Origin of the sequence: Paenibacillus sp. IHBB 10380, assembly GCF_000949425.1 — a bacterium.
GTDB lineage: Bacteria > Bacillota > Bacilli > Paenibacillales > Paenibacillaceae > Paenibacillus_AQ.
Genome location: NZ_CP010976.1, coordinates 2,399,993 through 2,419,842, shown reverse-complemented (window position 1 = coordinate 2,419,842; position 19,850 = coordinate 2,399,993). Strand labels below are relative to the sequence as shown.

Genomic DNA, 19,850 nt, shown 5'->3' with positions numbered 1-19,850 from the left:
CGCCATAAGGATTTTCGAAGAGGTAGAATCGAGGCGACACATCCAACCGGCTAAGTCTGACGACCCGGCACTCCGTGCCTTAAGCCGCTTGAATGTCAGGAATGCGCAACGTTAGGTGCAATTCCTGCAATTAAGCCAAGAAAAGTAGCTCAAATGAAGTATAGCTATGTGTCAGGAGGTAATTGATTTTGGATAGGGTAATTAAAAGTGAGTTAATTGGAGTATTTGTCTATGAAGGGATTAGTAAAGCATATAGTCATAAAGGCGGCGACATACATTGGTCACTGGATATGAGGGATGAATCTGCAGATTTTAATGAGATGATGAAAAGAGCAGAAAAACTTTTTTTATGTATTCAAGAATTTGATGAAAATGCAAAGTTAGCTATAACAGATAAATTAATTAATTACAAAAATGATTTTTGGCCCGAGTATGATGAGAATGATGAAAGCTTAAATTGGGATGATGTAGATGCAGGGAAATATGATGTAACAAAAGAAAAGTTTGAAAGAGCTATTACTCTTCTCGACATTGTAATCAATGATAACAATATATACTGTGAATATGATGATGGAGGGTTATTTGGTGGTCACAGAATACATGTTTATTTTAATAATAAATACAAGTTATTAAGTGCAGATATATAATTTAATGGGATATGACAGATAAATGATACTTTTTATTTAAATCCTAACACATTCACAAAGATCTAACGAACCTTTAAGTAATCTCGAAGAGGGCAGGAACAACACCTAACATCGCATTCAACGCTGCGGGCCGGCAAGCCTACCCTTGGTCCGGAAGAGGCATTTCGAGGGAGTGATTCACAGGACACATTCAACCGGCAAAGTGGCTGAGCCACCCGGAACTACGTGCCTTAAGCCGCTTGAACGTCGTGAATGCGGAAACGTTAGGTGAAATCAGTGCAATATAAAACCAAAACATAAAAAACTTGTGACAAAACATTACTTCAATTAGTTTTTTACATAAAGGGGATTAGATCAAATGCCTTTGATGAGATTTATGGTACTTGCAGATTTTGCTGTATGTTATAACAAGTTTGAAGACATTGAACCTGAGAAATCTGAAGAAGATCAATTTTTAGTAAATTGGGAATAATTACCAGAAGATATATTACAAATTAATAAAATGGAGTTGAAGAATGGTAGTTGGATAATACCTCAAAAAAACAAATTGATTATAGATCTTGGCTGGTATCCTGATTCAGATGCTAATGGTTCGTATAAATTAGTTTTAGTTAATGAAGAATGGGAAGTTATATGGAGTAAGAAATCAAAGGATAGATTCGAAATCAGGGATACATTAGAAGAATGGATGGATCAGATTTATCAAGGCAAAAATAAATAAATAAAAAGATAAATATATTGTAGATGATTTCGAAGAAGGCACTGACATCACCTAATACCGCATTCCTACTGCGGGCATTCGTCCTTGATCGCTAAGAAGGATTTCCAAGGAGCTTATTCAGGCGATCCATTCAACCGGATAAGTCTGACGACCCGGACCTACAGTCCTTAAGCAGCTTGAACGTCAGGAATGCGCGAACGTTAGACGAAAGCCCTTAATAATTAATATAAAAAGAACTGGGGTTATCCTATGAAGATAATCGTTAATAAAGAATTCGCATGTAAACTAAGTGTTATGCTTGATAGTAAATTAATATGGTACAAACACTATCAGTTATTTTGTGATGATATTATCCAAGAGTACACGAAGCCTCCGTACTGGGTAATAGAATTATCAATTGTTCGATTTCAAGCAGCGGCAGTAGATATTGTTAATAAATATATACATTCCGAACCATTTTTAGAGATTAACTATGGGGATCTTTCTGACCAATACATTGCCTGTTTATATTTGAAATATGTAACAAGAGAAATATCATGGGCTAATTTCCTTTTTTCATCAGGACAGCATTCCGACAGTTGTCAAAGTGTTAAAGAATCTTGTGAGTATTTTTATGAATTACTTAATGAATATGAAGACTCTGATTTCAATACTGAACTAGAACAAAAACAAAAAAATGAGATATATGTAAAATTTATAAATGAAATTGATGAAATAGATCTTATCTATCAAATGTTTAAAGAATACTACCAAAAATTTATAACAAGAAAAGAATATAAAAAATAGTAAGTATTTCAGAGAAGAAGGGCCATCGGCTAACATTGCATTCCTACATCGTCGCTGTCGCTCCTTGATCGCCAAGGTGAACTTCGGAGAAGTTTAACCGGGAACAAAACATTTAAAGGAACAATTATTATTGAAGGTGAAGAAATTCCAGTACCAGAGAATCAAAGAGAGTTAGAAATAAGCTTTTTCAAGGAAATGAACGGAGTAATTGTGCATTCATATATTGAGAATAAAACTGCAAATTTATATCAATATGGAGTTATATATATAAATCATAATTTTAGTAAGGTTACTATTTCAGTTTTTGATATTAAGGAGAAAGAAAATAAGGGCTGTAGCTCGGATAATGGACAAATGATACAATACCCGCATCAAATAGAGAAGAAGCTCTTAGTATCTCAAATGAATTAATGAAAAAGTATTTAAGAGGATTGATTTTGAAGTGAGTTTTGAATATTCAAAGAAGGCACCTACATCATATAACAACCTATTAACGATTCTCATCGGCTCCAGGGTTTTCAGAGATGTGGATTCAGGCGGACAACCCTGCGAACCTAACCGCGGCCGGCGACTTCCTCGTCTTAAGGTTCGCGGGTTCGTGAATACAGGAACGTTATCGGAAATTCGGTAAATGGTAAAAAAATATAAATTCAAAAAGAACTAAAGGAGATAAAGTGATGATTAAAGGCTTTTCGAATTTGTTGCAAATATTCCCGACAACTGACTTTTACAAAACGGCAAGCTACTTTGAGGGATTGGGATTTAGATCTGTCTATTATCTTAATTCGGTGGAACCTCATGTATGCCTTTATCGAGATTCGATTGAAATTGTTCTTACTAAATCAAAGAATGATAAAATTCAACCCAATAGATTAATTCATGGATACGGTTATGATGCGTACTTGATAACAAGTGAACAAAAAGAAATAGAAAATGAATTTATTAATTTAGGGGTAAAGATCATTCGCCCGTTAGCAAGAACGGATTATAACAATAGTGAATTTGTATTTGAGGATATTGATGGAAGATGGATTGCTGTTGGAAAGAAACAAAGTGAATAAAAAAAGACTTTAGAAAAATAAAGTAACAATTAGAGAGTGGCATCAACGAGGCCCGAACATTCCGATAACATCATATTCACGCTGCGATCCATAGCTCCCAGTGTCTGTCAGAAGATAAGTCGAGGAAATGGTGTCAGGCAGACAATCCTGCGAGGCTAAGTCTGGCGACCCGGCGCTTTGCGTCTTAAGACTCTCGGGTTCGTGAACACAAGAACGTTAGGCGAAATCATTGCATAAAGAGGAGAAGATATGAATATCAGAGGTATTATTCTTGAAGGCTATTCAAATGCTGGAAAGACATCAGTATTACGAGCAATCAAACAATATCAAGCTCAAAATGAAACAGCTGAGCGAAGTGTAGTTATTCTTGGTGAACATTATTCTCAAATATTGAACAATGTTCATGGACAGTACATAACTCTATCACGAGATGAACATTTAAAATTACTCCGTGAAAGAGTAGATATGTTAAAACAATTAAATGATTGGGCAGTTAAATTAGGTCCGGCATCTAGAAGATCAAGGGGATTGTTTTTTGTATTAGAGCGATTTCACTTAAATCATAGAGTTACTTTCCCGGATTCGGACAAAGAAGAGATATTTAAACTGGAGGAGGATTTAGTAACACTCGGCTCAAAGTGCATATTACTCACAATATCACCTGAAATAGTGAAAGAAAGAATTATGAGTAGAAATCCTGAAGAATGGATTAATAAATCAGATGAAGAGACTATACAAGCTTGTAAGGAATTATTAAATATTCAAGAACAATTACGAAATCATGCTGGTAAATCTAAAGTTCCAACAATTGAAATAAATACTGACTCGAAGAATTGGAGTGAGTGTGCAAGATTAATCATAGATGGCAATGACTTCGCCTAACACCGTTTTCCTGCCGCGTCGCGTTCGCTCCTTGGTATGCCCGGGGGTTTTCGAGAAAGTGGATTCAGGTAGACAACCCTGTAAGGCTAAGTCTTGCGACCCGGAGCTGAAGCTCCTTAAACCTCTCGGGTTCATGAATACCAAGCGTTATAGGAAATTAGCGAGCATCATAAAAACACTGTATAAGCAATGATCATCTATTTATAGATGTTTTTCAGCTAACGGGCAGTATAACAGAATTCAATAGTGTAGTTAAAAAGGAAAATATGCAGGCTTCAACAAAAGTATAGAGCAGATTATATTTCGCTGTTGTGAAAAGAGGAGAAAATAAAAAATGGATGAGGCTTTAGTTATTAAAGCATCGAAACTCTACGGCATAGCCAAAGAAGAATGCAATTTCATTGGTGGTTTTCAAAATTTGGTCTACTCATATTCCAAAGAAAACAAAAACTATGTTCTTCGTTTCTCGCATGATTCTCACCGTTCAGACACTTTAATCCGTGCAGAATTGGATTGGATAAATTACCTAGCAGACAACGGATTATCCGTTTGTAAATCAATTCAATCAATACGACAGGTTGATTGTGAAATGGTTGAAAAAAATAACGATCGATATTATGTTGTAGCTTTTGAAATGGCAAAAGGTCAAAAGATTAATATTAACAATGAAAGCGAATGGAATGAAGAGTTCTTTAGCCGATGGGGAAGTATGGCGGGGCGAATTCATTCATTAACAAAAAAATACAAATCAAAACAAGTTAATACTCGACGCCCACATCAATACGAAAAAGATCAAGAGTTCATACATACGATATCTAAGAAACTAGATGATACTCAAACTTTTTCACTTCAAAAGTTTATATATTTATCGGAAGTGCTAAATCCTGACAAGAAAATAGAACATGATTTATATGGCCTAGTACATAATGACATTCATAGAGGTAACTTTCATGTGCTAGGTGGGGAATTGCAATTATTTGATTTTGATGAATGTTCCTATAATTGGTTTGGGAATGATATTGCAATTCCCTTATTCTATTCAGTATGGGAAGCTACGCCAAAAAACATCGAAAGAACTGAATTTGCAAAGAAGTTTCTCTATCACTTTTTGAACGGTTATGCAAAGGAAATTTCAATAACCGATGATACTCTAAAACATATTCCAGCTCTTCTAAAAATGCGTGAGGTCGTATTGCACTTGTTTTTCACAACTCGATGGAATTTAGGTGAATTAACCTTTAAACAACAACAAATATTAAAGGATTTAGAGTTTAATATCAAAAATGACATCCCTTTCTTGGAACTAATTTTTTGAGATCATTTATAAAATCACATGCAACAATTTGTTACACTAACGGATAACGATAGTTAAAGATAACTAAAGTTGATGGGTATTACAAAGAAGACGCTGACATCCTATAACAATGCATTCCTACATCGTCGCTATCGCTCCTTGGTCACCAAGGGGATTTTCAGAGAAGTGAAATCAGGCGACGCATCCAACCGGATAAGTGGCAGATCCACCAGGCACTACGTGCCTTAAGCCGTTCGGACGTTAGGAATGCGCTACGTTATGTGAAATCATTGCAAACTATAATATAGATGAAGTTACAAGGGGAGCGATCCATATTAAGATCCGTATTATTGGAGCTTGTGGTAGTGGAAAGTCTTATATTGCAAAAGAATTGTCGAAGAAATACGAAATAAAATACTATGAGACTGATAACTTTGTTTGGGACAGGACGTTAGAGAATACTAGATACCCAGTTGAAGTTCGGGATGCCAAATTAAATGAAATAGTTACCACAGAAGCGTGGATTATCGAAGGCATACATCATAAATGGGGAATAGAAAGCTTTAAGCAGGCCGACTTAATGTTCTTAATTAAATCTAATAAATATGTAAGGGATTTCAGGATAATTAAAAGATTTGTCAGGACAAGAGTTGGATTAGAACAGTGGAATTATAAACAATCATTTAAGAATCTATATGAAATGCTATTCATATGGAATAAAGGCTTTGATAAAGATAGTATTCAAGAAATCATGGAATTAACTGAGGAATATTCAGAGAAAAGAATTATAGTCAAGGACAATAAAGAAATTATGAAATACATACAAGATTATCTGAATGCGAATTCAGGAAGGCAATGACATCACATAACAGAGTATTCCTGCTGCGTCGCTGACGCTCCTTGGTCGCCAAGAGGAAATTCTGAGAGGTGAATTCAGGCGACACATTCAGCGGCTAAGTTTGACGACGCGTTCCCTACGGTCACTTAAGCCGCTCAAATGTCAGGAATGCGGAAACGTTAGACGAAACCGGTGTAACCGAATATTTAAAAACCTAAAAAGTACTTTAAAGATACAAGTATACTCTAATACATTGGTTAGTTCGCGAGTCAATACGAGTTAATGTATTAGAGTTTGGTGCCGTAACAAGATAGAATCACCCTACCACCAAACCGCGTTGCGACCGGTTTGGGATCTCGAGGCAAAGCCCGACCGTTATATAAAATTGCGCGAAGTAGACCGCCTGTCCGTGGGGGGATTATTAAATGCATTAATCATTTCTTGTGGAGGATTTATGATGAATAAAATGATGGAGTATGGTTTTTTATGCACAAGTAAGGATGAAAAGGCACTAATGAATGCTCTTTATAAATTTTTGGAACCACTTAATAGAACCTTCTCAAAAAGCAATAATAAAGGTATGTTGAATGCGAGACTTCCATATATTTATAAATATTTTTATTGGAATTTGAATTTGAATAAAGAAAAGCAAGTATATGTAGAAATATACCCAAATAAAGATTTAGAAGGGAAATGTAAGTTTCCCAATGAAGACGTAGGGTGGGTATTGTTTGCTAATCTAAAAGATGTAGCACCACCATATCATGTACCTATCGAAGAACAAGAAAAATATCTTAATGATTTTCTAAGTTCATCCAATTTTGATTCTGTAAAACTATATGAGTATAACGATGATGAAGAAAGACTATAGTTGCATGTGCTGTAGTGACAAGAGAGCAGATGGAAATCATAAGGGCAATAAGAACAATAAGACGAATAAGACCAAGACAGTTTTTGAATGTTGATTCGAGATGGCACAGGTATCGTCTAACAGCATATTCACGCGGTGGGTCCTAGCGGACCATTGGTCTGCTTGAGGTATTTTCGATGAAGTGGATTCATCAGTTAACCTTGCACTGGCTAAGTCCGTCGGGCCCGGAGCTCATGACCCTTAAGCCAGTGAGGGTCCGTGAATACGCAATGTTATGTGAAAGTAATGCAAATCTAAGGAGGAACCTAATTGAGATATCAATCAAGAATCATGATGATTATTTTTGGTTTACTACTAGTAGTACCACTGATTTCTTGTAATTTGATAGGCGAGAAAAAACTATCTTCTGTAGAGATTATAAGTGAGAGTAATAAGATTATACAGGATGAAATAAAAGTTGAAACAAAAGATGAAACAGATATACCAGAAGAAAATTCAAAATCAGAATTAAGAGATTTATTAGTGAAAAGTAATGGGTCATGGATTGATGATTCATACAATCTGTATCAAAATAACGAATCGGAAAATAGTATTGATATTGGTAGTAAAGCTGAGGATGGGTTGTCTGGTTCAATTTGTTTCTTTTTATATAATCCGGATCGAGTAACAGATTCTTGTGCAGATTTCACTATAAATAATGATAAAAGTGCAGAATTCACTTTTGATGATGAGTATGGAAAAGGGAAAGGTCTATTGTTGTTTGCTGGGGATGAAATAAGGATGCGCCTTACCTTAGAAACAGCTAACGATGAAATAAAAGAAGCATACATAGGAGAACGTATTTTTATTAGAAATCCTTATAAAGGTCTTAAACACTATGATCCAATTACAGTAATACAAGATAAGACTGGAGATTTATCAAATTATACACTAGAAATATCTGATTCTGTCGAGTGGGGTGAAGGGCTCAAGCGTTCGATATTGGAAGTGGTTAATTTGAAAAATGAAGAAGGTAACATTGAGAAGCTTTATATTGTAAATACCCTGAATAAATTCTTAAAAGAGATTATTGTAGAGTAAATCGATGAAGGCATCACCATCATATAACAATGTGTTCACGCTTATAGGAAATCAGCGGAAATTCCAAAAAATAATAAATGATATCAAATTAAAAGGGAGTGACAAGATGATTTACGAATTAGAAAGAAGTCAATTTCATAGGTGTAGTGATATTGTGAATCGTGGTGTTAATATTGAAGAAAAGGCGATAGTAGCGGGAACAAATCCAGGTAGAATATTTGTTGATAATATTGAAAAACCACGCTCTGCTATGATATGGCTAGGCAATTTGGATGGCTTTATTTTTATTGGCGATTCAAAAAATGATCTCTTTAATAAGGAAATTAAAAAGTATATTGACGAAGTAATCACAGTACAGGCTAAAGAACTCGGCCTTGAATGGTTTGAATGTATCGGTAACCATTCAAGTTGGTATATTACATTCGAAGAAATCTTTAGTGATAGGGAATTAGGATCATGGGATCAAAATGTATATACTTTATCCTCTCGTGAATATAAAACAGAGGGTAGACATAACCTTGATCATTCATTTGTTATCAAAAGGGTAACTAGAGACATGTTAGAATCAGATACAATTTTGAATCAAGAGTTTTTAAAATCCAAAATATTAAAATTCTGGGAAAGTGAAAATGATTTTTTTGAAAATGGTATTGGATTTTGTGTTTTGCATAAAAATGAAATTGCTAGTCTATGCATTACTGGATTTCGTTACAATGAAATACATGGAATTGATATTGAAACTATTGAATCCTTTCAAGGGAAAAAGCTTGCACAAAATGTTGTTCATTCTTTTGTAGAGCATTGTTTCTCTAATGGTTTTACACCGTATTGGGATTGTATGGAAGTGAATTATCCATCAAATGCAGTTGCACAACAAGTGGGTTTTAAAAGAGAATTTAGTTTTAAAGGTTATGAGTTTAAATTATAGATTATCTAATACAAATAAGGCTCTAATTCATAATCAGCGCTTGCTGAAAATAGAATTCTATGCTGATCGTAAGATAATTACGAAGAAAGAATTACCGAGCAGTAATTATACGCCATTCGATTATATTACTAGCCAAACAAATATTGAATTTCATGAAGAAAAAGAGGAGACTGAGGAAGAGAATGACAAAGGTGATGATAAAGATAAGAACAACAATAAATAACAGGAGAACTTGGTGAATAATTGGATTCAGGAGCATAATACATTCAATAATTACAATGAGGTCTTCACATTGAGGGAATTAATTACATAACATTAGTCTGACCGATGCAATTCGTTGTAGTGAATGTTTAAGAAAATTGAAGAATACTCACTAAATGCTTGGCCTGCTCTACAAAATTTTGTTTATGATGGTTGGCTCTTGCGTTTTGCTAATGGATATACCAAGAGATCGAATTCAATAAGTCCTATATACGATACCAATGAACTTAATATTCAAGAAAAGATTAAGTCCTGTGAGAATATTTATACAGACGTTGGCTTGGACACCATTTTTAAAGTAACTCCGTTTGTTAATCCAGTTAATATCGACTGTATCTTAGAAGGATTGGGCTACTATATTGTTGAACCTTCCAGTGTGCAGACAGTAGACTTATCCGAGATTGAAGAATCTCTATTAAACGATGCCATTGTTTCTACTGAAATTAACAACGAATGGGTAGAAATTTTAACTAAATTTAAAAATCTTACAGATTCTAATGTAAGGATAACAAAAGAATTGTTATCAAAGTCGTATTTAATGAAAGGATTTTTTATACTTTATGTTGATTCGGTTCCTGTTGCATGCGGAGTCGGTGTGATTGAAGGAAACTATGTTGGACTTTATGATATCATCACGGACAGTAAATATAGAAATCAAGGATATGGTAAACTCGGATACAAAGAATCATATACATATTGGTATAGGATTAAGAAGAGATTGTGATTAGGTGAAGGAAAAACTTGATATTAAAGGCGATAAGAGAAGGTATGCCTATCATATAAAACCGCTTTCCGCAGTGGGCAATTTAAAGAGCGAATAGAGAATGGGAGAAGGATACAAGATTTTATTAGCTGACTTGAGAGCCATGTTACATAGTACAATACTATATTCACGTATCGGATCATTCGGCCGAATTGGACTTGAATAAGGAATATACACCAGATAACAACCTATTTACGCTATTTGGTTGCGCCTTAGTTACATGAAAGAGTTGAACTCTATTCTCGGAGGTGTTTCTATGGAGAGTATTTTAATAACAGGTGCAAATCGAGGTTTAGGTCTCGAATTGCTGAAAGTATTCAATTCAAATGCATTCTTTACTTTTCCTGTAGTTAGAACGGAGGAATCGGCAGAAACAATTAGAGCGCAATTCCCATATAACTGTAGACCAATAGTGGCGGATTTGTCAGAGGATAAGTCCATAAACAGCATTAAACTGATCTTAGAGAATAGTACAGAATCGCTAGATGTCGTGATTAACAATGCAGGTATTTCAGGTTCGGAATATTTAATAGAGACATTAGGAACCGCAGAGGTTAATAATCTATTTAATATTCATTGTTTAGGTCCTATTAGAACAGTACAAGCTTGCCTTCCTCAATTAAAAAGATCAAATAATCCAAGAATAATTAATGTTTCTTCAAGACTCGGTTCCTTAACACGAATGGCTTCAGGAGAATTTAAAGATCGAGGATTCTCATATTCATATAGAATGGCAAAAGCTGCTCAGAACATGTTTACAATATGTTTGGGTCAAGAAGTTAAGCGTTTCAATATAACAGTGTGTGCAATTCATCCGGGTGAGTTGTTAACAAGAGGTAGGTCAACTGATGCAAATACAGATCCATCAATAGCTGCAGAGAATATTTATGAATGGATAGGGACAATTGATATTAATAGCTCAGGACTTTTTGTTCAACCATTAGTTCAAGACATGCCTTGGTGAGATCTTAGATATGCTTCTAATTGGAAAGATGGAGAGAATATTATGAAATCTAATCTGCATGAGAACTTAAATACATACTGGAAGAACTGGATAAAAAAATCGATAAATCGATTCTCATTTAACTCATACTTACTTTACATAAGAAGAACAGAGATTGAATGGGGAGTACTTGGGATCACTCGTTTGTTGTTCACCAGGAACACGATATTACAAATAAGGCTAGAGCGGGTGAATATGCATTAAAAGTTGTACCAAAACACTGGCACAAGATAATTCAAGAATCAATTAATGTAAGACAAGGCGTAACAAAATCACTCTACCGATCAAAAATTAAAAGAAAACAAGAAGCAATTACATATATGAACTATATTATGGAACAATGTAACAACAAATTTTGAAATGATAGATTTAACAATTCATTTAATGAGGGATGTTTCGATGAAAAAGAATAAAATTAGAGATTTAATTTACGTAAGTAGAACTAATGATCAACAGTGTTTTTATTCCTATGGAATAGAATTTTTTGAATTTATTAATTCAATACCTAATAGACCGGAGAACTTGATACTACTTAACCATCACTTTGATTATGCTAGGAGGAATCAACACACCAATTTCGAATATGTTACAAGACTAGAGATTGAACTATTACTTGATGATGATGTTTATGGATACGGTAATTTCTGCTGGGTGGATTTCGCCAAAGAGGAAGACTTAAATAGGTTGAGTAATGGTCAGATAGCCGAATTATTGTTTTTTTCGCACATGGCTAAACCTATGAAATCCATACCAATGAATCGATTTGCCTATTATGCTCATGATGATGGTTGGTTCAATAAACTTTATGTGACTGACTTGAGAGATTATGAATCCCTATTATCAAATGTAATTATTAATAAATTGGGTTTGTTAACGGGTAGATTATTTCCGAAGTTACCCAGTGATATTTCTTCAATACTCCTAGAATGTACTAGAGAAGGTTTATTTATTGATCTATCCAAAATAATAAAGACCCGAGGTAAATTAAAGATACCAATAGCATCAGTGGGTCATTATACAGACATGGATAAAGTCTATGATTTCAAAGAACATATAGATGAATATAAAGTTATTATTGAATATTCGAATGTAAACAAATCTTGGAAGGTAATCAGAGAAGATTAAAGAGGAAGTTCGGAATAAATTCTCTTTTATAACCATGAATACCATGATTCGATAACAATGAGCATTCTAAAGCACGAATTTCGGGAAAGTAAATGGATTAAAAATTAGTGAATATGTAATACTTGGAAGTATCATAGTAGATGATCTGTTTAACGAGGAGTGATGCTTTGCCATTTACATTTGCACATCCATTATATTCATTTCCAATTAAATATATTAAACCTCGATATTTTAGCTTAGTTGGGCTTGTTCTTGGTAGTATGTCTCCTGATTTTGAGTATTTTATTGCATTAGAGCCATATCAAATCATAGGTCATACACATTGGGGACTATTCTTAGAAGGAATTCCCCTATGTATAGTCATTTTATTATTACTTCAAATAATAATGAAGCCTTTCATACTTCATCTGCCTTCCACGTTTAATATCGATATGAAGTCATACTCATTCATTAGATATTTTGACTTTCGGAAATTTTCGAATTGGATTGTGTTTTTAATATCTGTTGTGGTTGGATTCTATAGTCATATATTTATAGATTCATTCACTCATAAATCGGGATTCCTTGTCATGAATTACCCATTCTTACAAAACAGTTATTTTATTATTCCATTGTACAAGTTACTTCAATACTCACTTTCCATCATTGGTATTGTGGTTCAGATGTGTTTAATAGTTGTGTTAATACGTAAAGCTCCTTATTCAACAAAACCCTTTAGAAGAATCAGTTTGAAGAGAAAGCTAGTGTATTGGTTAATCGTACTTATAACAGCGATAAGCGTCATCATTGCAAAGTTAGTCTTTACTACAAGTACAAATATCATCGGAATCATTATTGTCTCTTCCATATCAGGATTCTTTCTTGGGGTCATTATTGCAAGTTTGATTTTTCGAAAGAACTAAAGATTTAGATTTCTGGTATACCTTTGAAGATCTTTTGGGCTGGATTCCTGTTTCACGATCGTTGTGATAGCATTATTGGTCCGAGAGGGTTAAAGCGGATATATAACAAAAGGACAGCGAGTAGTCCTTTTGTTATTATTGTGTACTTTTAGAAGCTGTATTCTAGAATGGTTGCATTCCTAAGGTATCGACCTTCTCATCGGTAATATCTACACCCATTCTAGCTGTAATATCACGGTAATGTCCGGCACGGCGTTTGACTCCTGTTCCTTCAGTCTCGCCAAGGTTGGCTTCTAGGCCGTTAAGAACCATGATCGTAATACCGAATCCAGCTGGCTTAAGTCCTTTGTCGGCTTGATCTTTTGTCGGTTTCCACTTGCCTACCATAACATCATGAGCGGAAGGTTTAGGAGATTGTGGTGTCATCCAGAACAGGATGGCAGTCATAAAACCAGTTTTTCCGTCCACGGCGAGCTGCTCAGGATTTTTTAGCAACACGTTCTTATCGCCATAAATAATGGAGCTAAACAATCCATAGTTGAAATTCCAGCTTAGCATAATGGGTCCACGGCCGTAGTACCGTTTTTCCTTGATACCAGGGTATAGCTCACTGCTAGCTGGGTCGACGAAAGGATCTAGATTTTTTCCAGTTCTTCCGGCAATATTCTCATTCCAGAATAATCCCCATTTTAGTGGACCTCCGGGTGCTGCATCCCATCCACCACCGGTTTCATGTGCAAGATTCGCTAGTAACGCAGCCAGCTCTCTCTTCCGATTGATCTTGGTGCCTTCTTTTAGGAAAGTACCATAATCCACGATCTGGGTTGTAGTAGCTTGTTGTCGGTTCTTATCTGAGTAGAAATCGACCGAACGTGCAACGAGTGTCTCTACTTTCGCTTCCTTATCCAGTCTATACACTTCTTGTATCGTATCGCTGCCTTCTCGGTTTCTTACTTTATATTTAATGTTAGCGACTTCAGTTACTGCGTTAATTAAGTTGTCATAAGAGTAATAATCGCTTTGGTTTTCTTTATAATACTCTTTTCCTTTGGCTGCCTTATGCCATTCTTCTGATCCAAGCCGATAAGGAAATAGCTCTTCATAATCTTTCTGCGGCAGGGCCGCTTTAACGGCTTCAACAGCACGCTCAGGACTGTAATCCGGATCGATTCCATCCCACTCTTTTCTTATCTCTCTCTTGCTTAGGACACGGCTTTCACCAACTTCCAAAGTACTATCTCCATCATAATAGTCGAAGTAAGCGCTATCATTTTGATTGAAACTAATTTTCACTTGCGAAGATGTGGAGCCAGTCACACTTGATACGGTGGGTGTAGCGAAGGCTGTAAGTGGTGTGACGAGCAGCACGGTGCCTAACGCCAAGCACATTGCGCGATTTATTAATTTGTTTGAAAAAGGATGTTTCCATTCAGCCATTTAACATTCTCCTTTATTTGGAATTATTCAAGTCTATTCTTGTTTGTGTGAAATCATGTTTGATTTGAGTACTAACTTCATTTTCATCTCTAAATGTTGGAGAAGGAAACAGGATTTACGCCATACAGAGTGTTGAATATGTAACCATAGCTGAGAATGAGTAGTTATATCCAGATGAGTATATAATTGTGATAAACTATGAAGTATATAGTAAAATAGAAAAGATTACATATAGAATTCACTCTAAGTAAAAAAGTAACACTATGCCAATATGGTTTCAAGAAAAAGCTATGGATAATGAGGTGACTTATGGACGTGAGAATATTAGAAGATGCTAAGAGGTTGTCTAGTAAGGTGATTCTTGAAGCAGGAAAAATAGCTAAAAATCGATTTGATGAATTCACCTTTCTTGAAGAAAAAGATATTTTTGGTGATGTAATTACGGAAGTAGATCTCTTAGCAGAGGAATTAATTCTTAAAGAAATTAATAGAGTATTTCCAGAGCATAAAATTCATAGTGAAGAAGCAGGTGATAATGGACAGGAAAGTGAATGGCTATGGTTAGTAGACCCTTTGGATGGCACCAATAATTTTGCAATTGGTTTACCTGTGTTTTCTTCATCCATAACATTAATGTATAAGAAGGAGCCAGTGCTTGGGGTTATTTTTGAGCCTATGATTAATCGATTATTTATATCCTGCATCCATGAGGGCGCCTTCTGTAATGATAAACGGCTCCAAATGAAAAAGAAAGATACAAATAAGAGATTTAATCTGGGATGGATACAAGGGCACAAAGTCCAAAATGAAGAAAAAGCAGTAAAATTAAGACAATATATAGATATCAATTGCAAGAGAATGATGCGGTTATGGGCTCCAACCATACAGTGGTGTATGTTAGCCAAAGGTGACCTTGATGGTATTATCCTGTATAACTCGGAGGGTGATGATTTATATTCTGGGATACTTATGGTGAAAGAAGCAGGAGGTATTGTAATCGATTTTGAGGGAAATCCCTTTAATGGGATGAACGAGGAACCCTATTTAATTGCCTGTCATCCTGATAATAAGGAATATTTCTTATCCATGATCAATAAGGGATTAAGTAACTAGAATAAGCCACTGAAACTTCCTATTCACGCATTAATGCAGCATAATATAAGAAAGAGAGAATGTATGTATGCATACCATTTTTAAACACCTCACAGAACATATTGAGTTTTCAAGTGATTTGAAAAGCAATATTCATTGAGCGAATAGATGTGTCGAGACATTTACAGATTGATATTTTACCTGAAGAAGAACTATTTCCAATGATTATCCATCAAAAGATATCAAAAGTAATGGCTAGAAATATTTTTGGAATTACAGATGTAGAAATATTAGATGCCGTAGGTTGCCATACGACTTTACGGGCAAATGCAACTTTACTTGATCACGTATTATTTGTTGCAGATAAGATTGCTTGGGATCAGTCAGGAGTGCCTCCATATATTGAAGTACTGAATAGACATTTAAAGAAATCTTTAACACATGCATCATTTGCATATATCAATTACTTATGGGAACGGAAAGAAACCTTAAAGGTCGTCCATCCATGGTTAAAAGAAGCCTATGAAGAGCTTGAGGATAAAGTGAAAATACTATAGATGATTCCAATAAGGAGATAAATAATGTCTTTGTGGGTGCAACTTTTGCTATTTGGAATTCCAGGGATGTTATTATATTGTGGTTTTTACTATTGGACACCGAAATCAGTGAGTAGAGGTGTCCCATTAATTTTTTCTTTTTGGTTCTTTTTATGGATGCCAGTCATTATCTTGCTCCCTTTATCCGTTTTTTTTTATTGGTTAGACGGGGGAACGATGTCATTTTCAGCGTTCAAGGAACGATTTCATCTTATATCTTTTCAGCCGAATGATTGGTTTTGGGTATTCGGAGCAGTTATTCTGACAATAATTCTTGATCAACTCCTAGAACCAGTAGGAAAATATTTTGCACGGATGAAATTTTTTTCTCCACCTGGGTACTTACCAGCACCATTTAATCCACTTAAGAAATTTGTAATACCACCAACTAAGTTTTTCGATATATCACTAAGGGGAAATTGGAAACTACTTGCCTTGTTTGTTCCAATACATATCCTTGCAATGTTTAGTGAAGAGTTAATGTGGAGAGGGTACATTTTACCTTTACAAGTAAATACATTCGGGACTTACTCATGGATGATTAACGGAATACTTTGGGCCTGGATGATTCATGCTTGTTTAAAATGGCATTTTATTGGGATGATTCCTGGAATGTTAATAGCACCTTGGATTGCACAACATACGGGTTCAACTTGGGCTTCATTTGCTGTACATACTATTGGGAATTCCCCGCTTTGGATAATTATTCTTCTAGGTATTCTAAAGTCGCCGTTAGATAAAATAGACGTGAATCAAATAAAATGAGATGGCTGATTAATAGTGTTAAAGCGTTATACTCATTACTCATTGAATCCATCATCATTTCAATGTGTACGCATGAATAAGCCCCTTTATTTGTTAATTGAACCAAATATAGAGGGGAGAAATCAATACATAAGTAGGTTAATAAAACTTATATGGATTAAGAGAAAAATTTTTACTTTAAAGTGAAACGTAAGCAACATTTATCCGTATTAAGGGAGGATGAATAAAAGAGAAAAAGAGGGTCGCCTATGGAAGCTTTACGCACATTTTTTGCTCAATCGATTGTAAAAAGGGTTTTATTTTTGATGCTGGTCTTATTATTATTATATAGTCTGCGTCATATGCTCAATTTATTACTTCTATTATTCTTGGTTACTTTCGTGATGGGACGTCTTGAAGGTTTTGTGACTAAAAAAATAAGCCGTATCTTTCCCATCTCTCCCACAGTAGTGAACGTAATTCTGTACTTACTGCTTATTTCCTCATTGATATTTGGAATTTTCAATTATGCACCTAAAATTGTAAATCAAGTCGTAGATATGATTAATAATATCAACCGATTTCTAAATTCCTCTAAGAATGATGAAACCCTCCAGATGTTAACAAATGCGCTGGATAAAATTGACTACCAGAAATATTTGGGCAGTGCTGTAGATTACATTATGAAGTTGGGAAAATGGCTAGAGATTATTCTGTTTGTTATCCTGCTTAGTTTCTTTTATCTTCTGCAAAAAAACAAGGTCGATCAGTTCACAGAGAAATTTCGTAAAAGTAAAATAGGTTGGGTGTACAGTGAGTTTAATTATTTCGGTAGAAAATTCACTTCTTCTTTCGGAAAAGTTATAGAAGTCCAGCTGCTCATTGCAGTATTCAATACCGTTCTGACGATCATAGGTCTATGGATTATGGGCTTTCCGTATTTATTTGCACTTACGATTATGGTGTTCCTGTTTAGTCTTATTCCTGTTGCAGGTGTCATTATCTCGTTCATTCCGATCGGTATCATTGCATACCAAATTGGTAGTTTATCTTTGGTAGTCTGGACCATTGTGATGATCCTAGTTATTCATGGAATTGAGACATATTTCCTTAATCCCAAGTTATATGCTCATAAGACGAAGCTACCTATGTTCTACACGTTTATTATTCTGATTTTCTCACAGCATTACATGGGCATATGGGGATTGATTATTGGAATTCCGATATTTATGTTCCTGTTGGATGTACTTGAAGTTGAGCAGTCTGAATAACTAATCGATGAATAACTTTCCGTATAAGTTTGTAACGACGCTTGGTTCTCCAAGCGTTTTTTTCTTGGAGAAAATATGACATGAATTCACTAAGACTATAAAAAAGAAAATCATTGATAATTTCAATTATTTTCTTTTGGGCATCATATAAGGATTGATAATCTTATTCATCATAAGAATTGTGACTTTCAAAAGGAGTATAAGATGAAGAAACTTGTAAAAGTAATTCTAATCTCATTAGTGGTATTTGTAGGGATTTTGTTGGTAAGCATCATGTTGAATAAAAATTATCATACAAAATTTGAGTCATTAAATGAAACGGATCAAAGCATGTTAAGAGAATTATCAACTATATATAACCATTTTGAAGAATCCAGTGACAAGCTTTGGAATGAAGATTACCATTTTGAAAAAAAACCGTTAATTCTTATTCGTAGCAATAAATCGAATGGATTTATAAGGAAAGAAGCTTATGCAATGAATGTAAAGCAAATAGAAAATAGTATATTTGCAAAAGAAATAGAAGTACCGAAGTCTTTTCATTTACCCAAGGTATATCGCTTAAATCATTTTGATTTAAGAACCATTTCTACGTGGGCTCCTGGGAATTTCGGGACACTAAATATTAATAACACTGAAATATTTCACTTGAAATATTATCCTAAAATGTTTAGTGATCCAGATTTATATTTTGATTTTTCTTCTTTTTTATTACATGAGTCTTTTCATGCTTATAAACAAAAAAAATGGACATATGACGCAAATGATGCAGAGTACATTCCTGATTATCCTATAAATAAAGAAAATTATGCGTTAATGGGATTGGAGTTCAAACTATTAGATAAGGCCATGATGAATAATAATTCCGAAACGATCAAACAAGTTTTATATGATTGGACCTTAGTACGTAATTATCGTTATACAAAGTGGCCACAGTTAATAGGTGAAACAAAAACAGAAGCGATTGAAGGTTCAGCAAGATACTTAGAGTATCGTTATAGTCAATTAGCAGGCGGAAACCTTAGGGTGCTTGCAAAAAAGCAGGAGCCTTATCACGTTACTTTTATGCAAGCATTCGATTTTATTGTTAGTGGACAGGCAGAGTCTCCAAGGTTCTTAGAGAGGAGTATGCGATATGAGACGGGTTCAGCTCTTGAATTAATGATGGATAAAGCAAATATTCCATGGAAAGAAGCTATTGAAGATAGTTCAACTAAACTAGGAAAGACACAATATGAAATTTTAATCGAGTACTTTAAAATAAATGATATTTCTGAAAATAAAATAAAAGAAATTAAAGAAGACTATGATTATGAAACACTTTTAGAACAAGGAGAAAAATTGGTGAAGATAAGTAGTGAGATGGGGTAGGAAAGCAAATAAGCCTCCTCGCTATAACGAGGAAACGATAGTGAAACAAATTCCAGTCAAAACACTTTTAGTCTCGTGTTTTGACTGGAATTTTGTTTATAGGGACTGAATCAATCGGCGTAAGGAAGACCACGTAAGCTTAATTCAGGGAATAAGTCACTAAACTAGAATTCGATA

At 34.7% G+C, this 19,850-nt stretch carries 21 protein-coding genes; 20 read left to right on the top strand and 1 reads right to left on the bottom strand.

What is annotated here, in order from left to right; all coding sequences use genetic code 11:
- Nucleotides 1-188 precede the first annotated feature (188 nt).
- From UB51_RS10405 to UB51_RS10325, 15 genes are all read left to right on the top strand, one after another.
- Nucleotides 189-647, top strand: coding sequence for a DUF2262 domain-containing protein (locus UB51_RS10405; protein ID WP_044877235.1), 459 nt, complete (start codon nt 189-191; stop codon nt 645-647).
- Between the two features lie 970 nt (nt 648-1,617).
- The gene (locus UB51_RS10395; protein ID WP_044877234.1) at nt 1,618-2,154 is read left to right on the top strand and encodes a hypothetical protein; all 537 of its coding nucleotides are present in this window, start codon (nt 1,618-1,620) and stop codon (nt 2,152-2,154) included.
- Nucleotides 2,155-2,831: 677 nt separating this feature from the next.
- Nucleotides 2,832-3,215, top strand: a complete 384-nt coding sequence (locus UB51_RS10385; protein ID WP_044877232.1) for a glyoxalase — start codon at nt 2,832-2,834, stop codon at nt 3,213-3,215.
- A gap of 249 nt (nt 3,216-3,464) precedes the next feature.
- Entirely contained in the window at nt 3,465-4,097 is a 633-nt protein-coding gene (locus tag UB51_RS10380) for an AAA family ATPase (RefSeq protein WP_044877231.1), read from the top strand.
- A 334-nt stretch (nt 4,098-4,431) separates the two neighbouring features.
- Entirely contained in the window at nt 4,432-5,412 is a 981-nt protein-coding gene (locus UB51_RS10375) for a phosphotransferase enzyme family protein (RefSeq protein ID WP_044877230.1), read from the top strand.
- Between the two features lie 370 nt (nt 5,413-5,782).
- Nucleotides 5,783-6,250 (top strand): P-loop NTPase family protein, encoded by a 468-nt coding sequence (locus UB51_RS10370; protein ID WP_234405600.1) that lies wholly within the window; start codon nt 5,783-5,785, stop codon nt 6,248-6,250.
- Between the two features lie 433 nt (nt 6,251-6,683).
- Nucleotides 6,684-7,100, top strand: a complete 417-nt coding sequence (locus tag UB51_RS10365) for a hypothetical protein (RefSeq protein ID WP_234405599.1) — start codon at nt 6,684-6,686, stop codon at nt 7,098-7,100.
- A gap of 309 nt (nt 7,101-7,409) precedes the next feature.
- Entirely contained in the window at nt 7,410-8,180 is a 771-nt protein-coding gene (locus tag UB51_RS10360) for a hypothetical protein (RefSeq protein WP_044877227.1), read from the top strand.
- 106 nt (nt 8,181-8,286) lie between these two features.
- Complete coding sequence (locus UB51_RS10355) at nt 8,287-9,108, top strand: GNAT family N-acetyltransferase (protein ID WP_044880044.1); 822 nt, start codon at nt 8,287-8,289, stop codon at nt 9,106-9,108.
- Entirely contained in the window at nt 9,092-9,331 is a 240-nt protein-coding gene (locus UB51_RS10350) for a DUF3951 domain-containing protein (protein ID WP_144407103.1), read from the top strand. Before UB51_RS10355 ends, UB51_RS10350 begins: the two co-directional genes overlap by 17 nt.
- Before the next feature lie 123 nt (nt 9,332-9,454).
- Nucleotides 9,455-10,093: a GNAT family N-acetyltransferase gene (locus UB51_RS10345; RefSeq protein ID WP_052675855.1), complete on the top strand. Its 639-nt coding sequence runs from the start codon at nt 9,455-9,457 to the stop codon at nt 10,091-10,093.
- Between the two features lie 295 nt (nt 10,094-10,388).
- The gene (locus tag UB51_RS10340) at nt 10,389-11,096 is read left to right on the top strand and encodes an SDR family NAD(P)-dependent oxidoreductase (protein ID WP_044877226.1); all 708 of its coding nucleotides are present in this window, start codon (nt 10,389-10,391) and stop codon (nt 11,094-11,096) included.
- A gap of 158 nt (nt 11,097-11,254) precedes the next feature.
- Nucleotides 11,255-11,494: an aminoglycoside adenylyltransferase domain-containing protein gene (locus tag UB51_RS26390; protein WP_052675854.1), complete on the top strand. Its 240-nt coding sequence runs from the start codon at nt 11,255-11,257 to the stop codon at nt 11,492-11,494.
- A gap of 40 nt (nt 11,495-11,534) precedes the next feature.
- Nucleotides 11,535-12,260, top strand: a complete 726-nt coding sequence (locus tag UB51_RS10330) for a hypothetical protein (protein ID WP_052675853.1) — start codon at nt 11,535-11,537, stop codon at nt 12,258-12,260.
- A 140-nt stretch (nt 12,261-12,400) separates the two neighbouring features.
- The gene (locus UB51_RS10325) at nt 12,401-13,162 is read left to right on the top strand and encodes a DUF4184 family protein (protein ID WP_082063098.1); all 762 of its coding nucleotides are present in this window, start codon (nt 12,401-12,403) and stop codon (nt 13,160-13,162) included.
- A gap of 162 nt (nt 13,163-13,324) precedes the next feature.
- On the opposite strand, the gene UB51_RS10320 is transcribed toward UB51_RS10325, so the two are convergent.
- Nucleotides 13,325-14,599, bottom strand: coding sequence for a chitinase (locus UB51_RS10320; RefSeq protein ID WP_044877224.1), 1,275 nt, complete (start codon nt 14,597-14,599; stop codon nt 13,325-13,327).
- Nucleotides 14,600-14,908: 309 nt separating this feature from the next.
- On the opposite strand from UB51_RS10320, the gene UB51_RS10315 reads away from it, so the two are divergent.
- From UB51_RS10315 to UB51_RS10295, 5 genes are all read left to right on the top strand, one after another.
- The gene (locus UB51_RS10315) at nt 14,909-15,712 is read left to right on the top strand and encodes an inositol monophosphatase family protein (RefSeq protein ID WP_044877223.1); all 804 of its coding nucleotides are present in this window, start codon (nt 14,909-14,911) and stop codon (nt 15,710-15,712) included.
- A 149-nt stretch (nt 15,713-15,861) separates the two neighbouring features.
- Complete coding sequence (locus UB51_RS10310) at nt 15,862-16,248, top strand: hypothetical protein (protein ID WP_199925001.1); 387 nt, start codon at nt 15,862-15,864, stop codon at nt 16,246-16,248.
- A gap of 24 nt (nt 16,249-16,272) precedes the next feature.
- The gene (locus UB51_RS10305; RefSeq protein ID WP_044877222.1) at nt 16,273-17,052 is read left to right on the top strand and encodes a CPBP family intramembrane glutamic endopeptidase; all 780 of its coding nucleotides are present in this window, start codon (nt 16,273-16,275) and stop codon (nt 17,050-17,052) included.
- A gap of 248 nt (nt 17,053-17,300) precedes the next feature.
- Nucleotides 17,301-18,302 (top strand): AI-2E family transporter, encoded by a 1,002-nt coding sequence (locus UB51_RS10300; RefSeq protein ID WP_044877221.1) that lies wholly within the window; start codon nt 17,301-17,303, stop codon nt 18,300-18,302.
- A 204-nt stretch (nt 18,303-18,506) separates the two neighbouring features.
- Nucleotides 18,507-19,673, top strand: a complete 1,167-nt coding sequence (locus UB51_RS10295) for a hypothetical protein (RefSeq protein WP_044877220.1) — start codon at nt 18,507-18,509, stop codon at nt 19,671-19,673.
- Nucleotides 19,674-19,850 lie beyond the last annotated feature (177 nt).

What these genes read in the sequence shown, in the direction of transcription:
- UB51_RS10380 (WP_044877231.1), top strand. Translation starts at nt 3,465, where the DNA reads ATGAATATCAGAGGTATTATTCTTGAAGGCTATTCAAATGCTGGAAAG.
- UB51_RS10340 (WP_044877226.1), top strand. Translation starts at nt 10,389, where the DNA reads ATGGAGAGTATTTTAATAACAGGTGCAAATCGAGGTTTAGGTCTCGAA.
- UB51_RS10300 (WP_044877221.1), top strand. Translation starts at nt 17,301, where the DNA reads ATGGAAGCTTTACGCACATTTTTTGCTCAATCGATTGTAAAAAGGGTT.
- UB51_RS10355 (WP_044880044.1), top strand. Translation starts at nt 8,287, where the DNA reads ATGATTTACGAATTAGAAAGAAGTCAATTTCATAGGTGTAGTGATATT.
- UB51_RS10325 (WP_082063098.1), top strand. Translation starts at nt 12,401, where the DNA reads ATGATCTGTTTAACGAGGAGTGATGCTTTGCCATTTACATTTGCACAT.
- UB51_RS10395 (WP_044877234.1), top strand. Translation starts at nt 1,618, where the DNA reads ATGAAGATAATCGTTAATAAAGAATTCGCATGTAAACTAAGTGTTATG.
- UB51_RS10320 (WP_044877224.1), bottom strand. Translation starts at nt 14,599, where the DNA reads ATGGCTGAATGGAAACATCCTTTTTCAAACAAATTAATAAATCGCGCA.
- UB51_RS26390 (WP_052675854.1), top strand. Translation starts at nt 11,255, where the DNA reads ATGGGGAGTACTTGGGATCACTCGTTTGTTGTTCACCAGGAACACGAT.
- UB51_RS10330 (WP_052675853.1), top strand. Translation starts at nt 11,535, where the DNA reads ATGAAAAAGAATAAAATTAGAGATTTAATTTACGTAAGTAGAACTAAT.
- UB51_RS10315 (WP_044877223.1), top strand. Translation starts at nt 14,909, where the DNA reads ATGGACGTGAGAATATTAGAAGATGCTAAGAGGTTGTCTAGTAAGGTG.
- UB51_RS10305 (WP_044877222.1), top strand. Translation starts at nt 16,273, where the DNA reads ATGTCTTTGTGGGTGCAACTTTTGCTATTTGGAATTCCAGGGATGTTA.
- UB51_RS10295 (WP_044877220.1), top strand. Translation starts at nt 18,507, where the DNA reads ATGAAGAAACTTGTAAAAGTAATTCTAATCTCATTAGTGGTATTTGTA.
- UB51_RS10375 (WP_044877230.1), top strand. Translation starts at nt 4,432, where the DNA reads ATGGATGAGGCTTTAGTTATTAAAGCATCGAAACTCTACGGCATAGCC.
- UB51_RS10365 (WP_234405599.1), top strand. Translation starts at nt 6,684, where the DNA reads ATGATGAATAAAATGATGGAGTATGGTTTTTTATGCACAAGTAAGGAT.
- UB51_RS10345 (WP_052675855.1), top strand. Translation starts at nt 9,455, where the DNA reads ATGTTTAAGAAAATTGAAGAATACTCACTAAATGCTTGGCCTGCTCTA.
- UB51_RS10350 (WP_144407103.1), top strand. Translation starts at nt 9,092, where the DNA reads ATGAGTTTAAATTATAGATTATCTAATACAAATAAGGCTCTAATTCAT.
- UB51_RS10385 (WP_044877232.1), top strand. Translation starts at nt 2,832, where the DNA reads ATGATTAAAGGCTTTTCGAATTTGTTGCAAATATTCCCGACAACTGAC.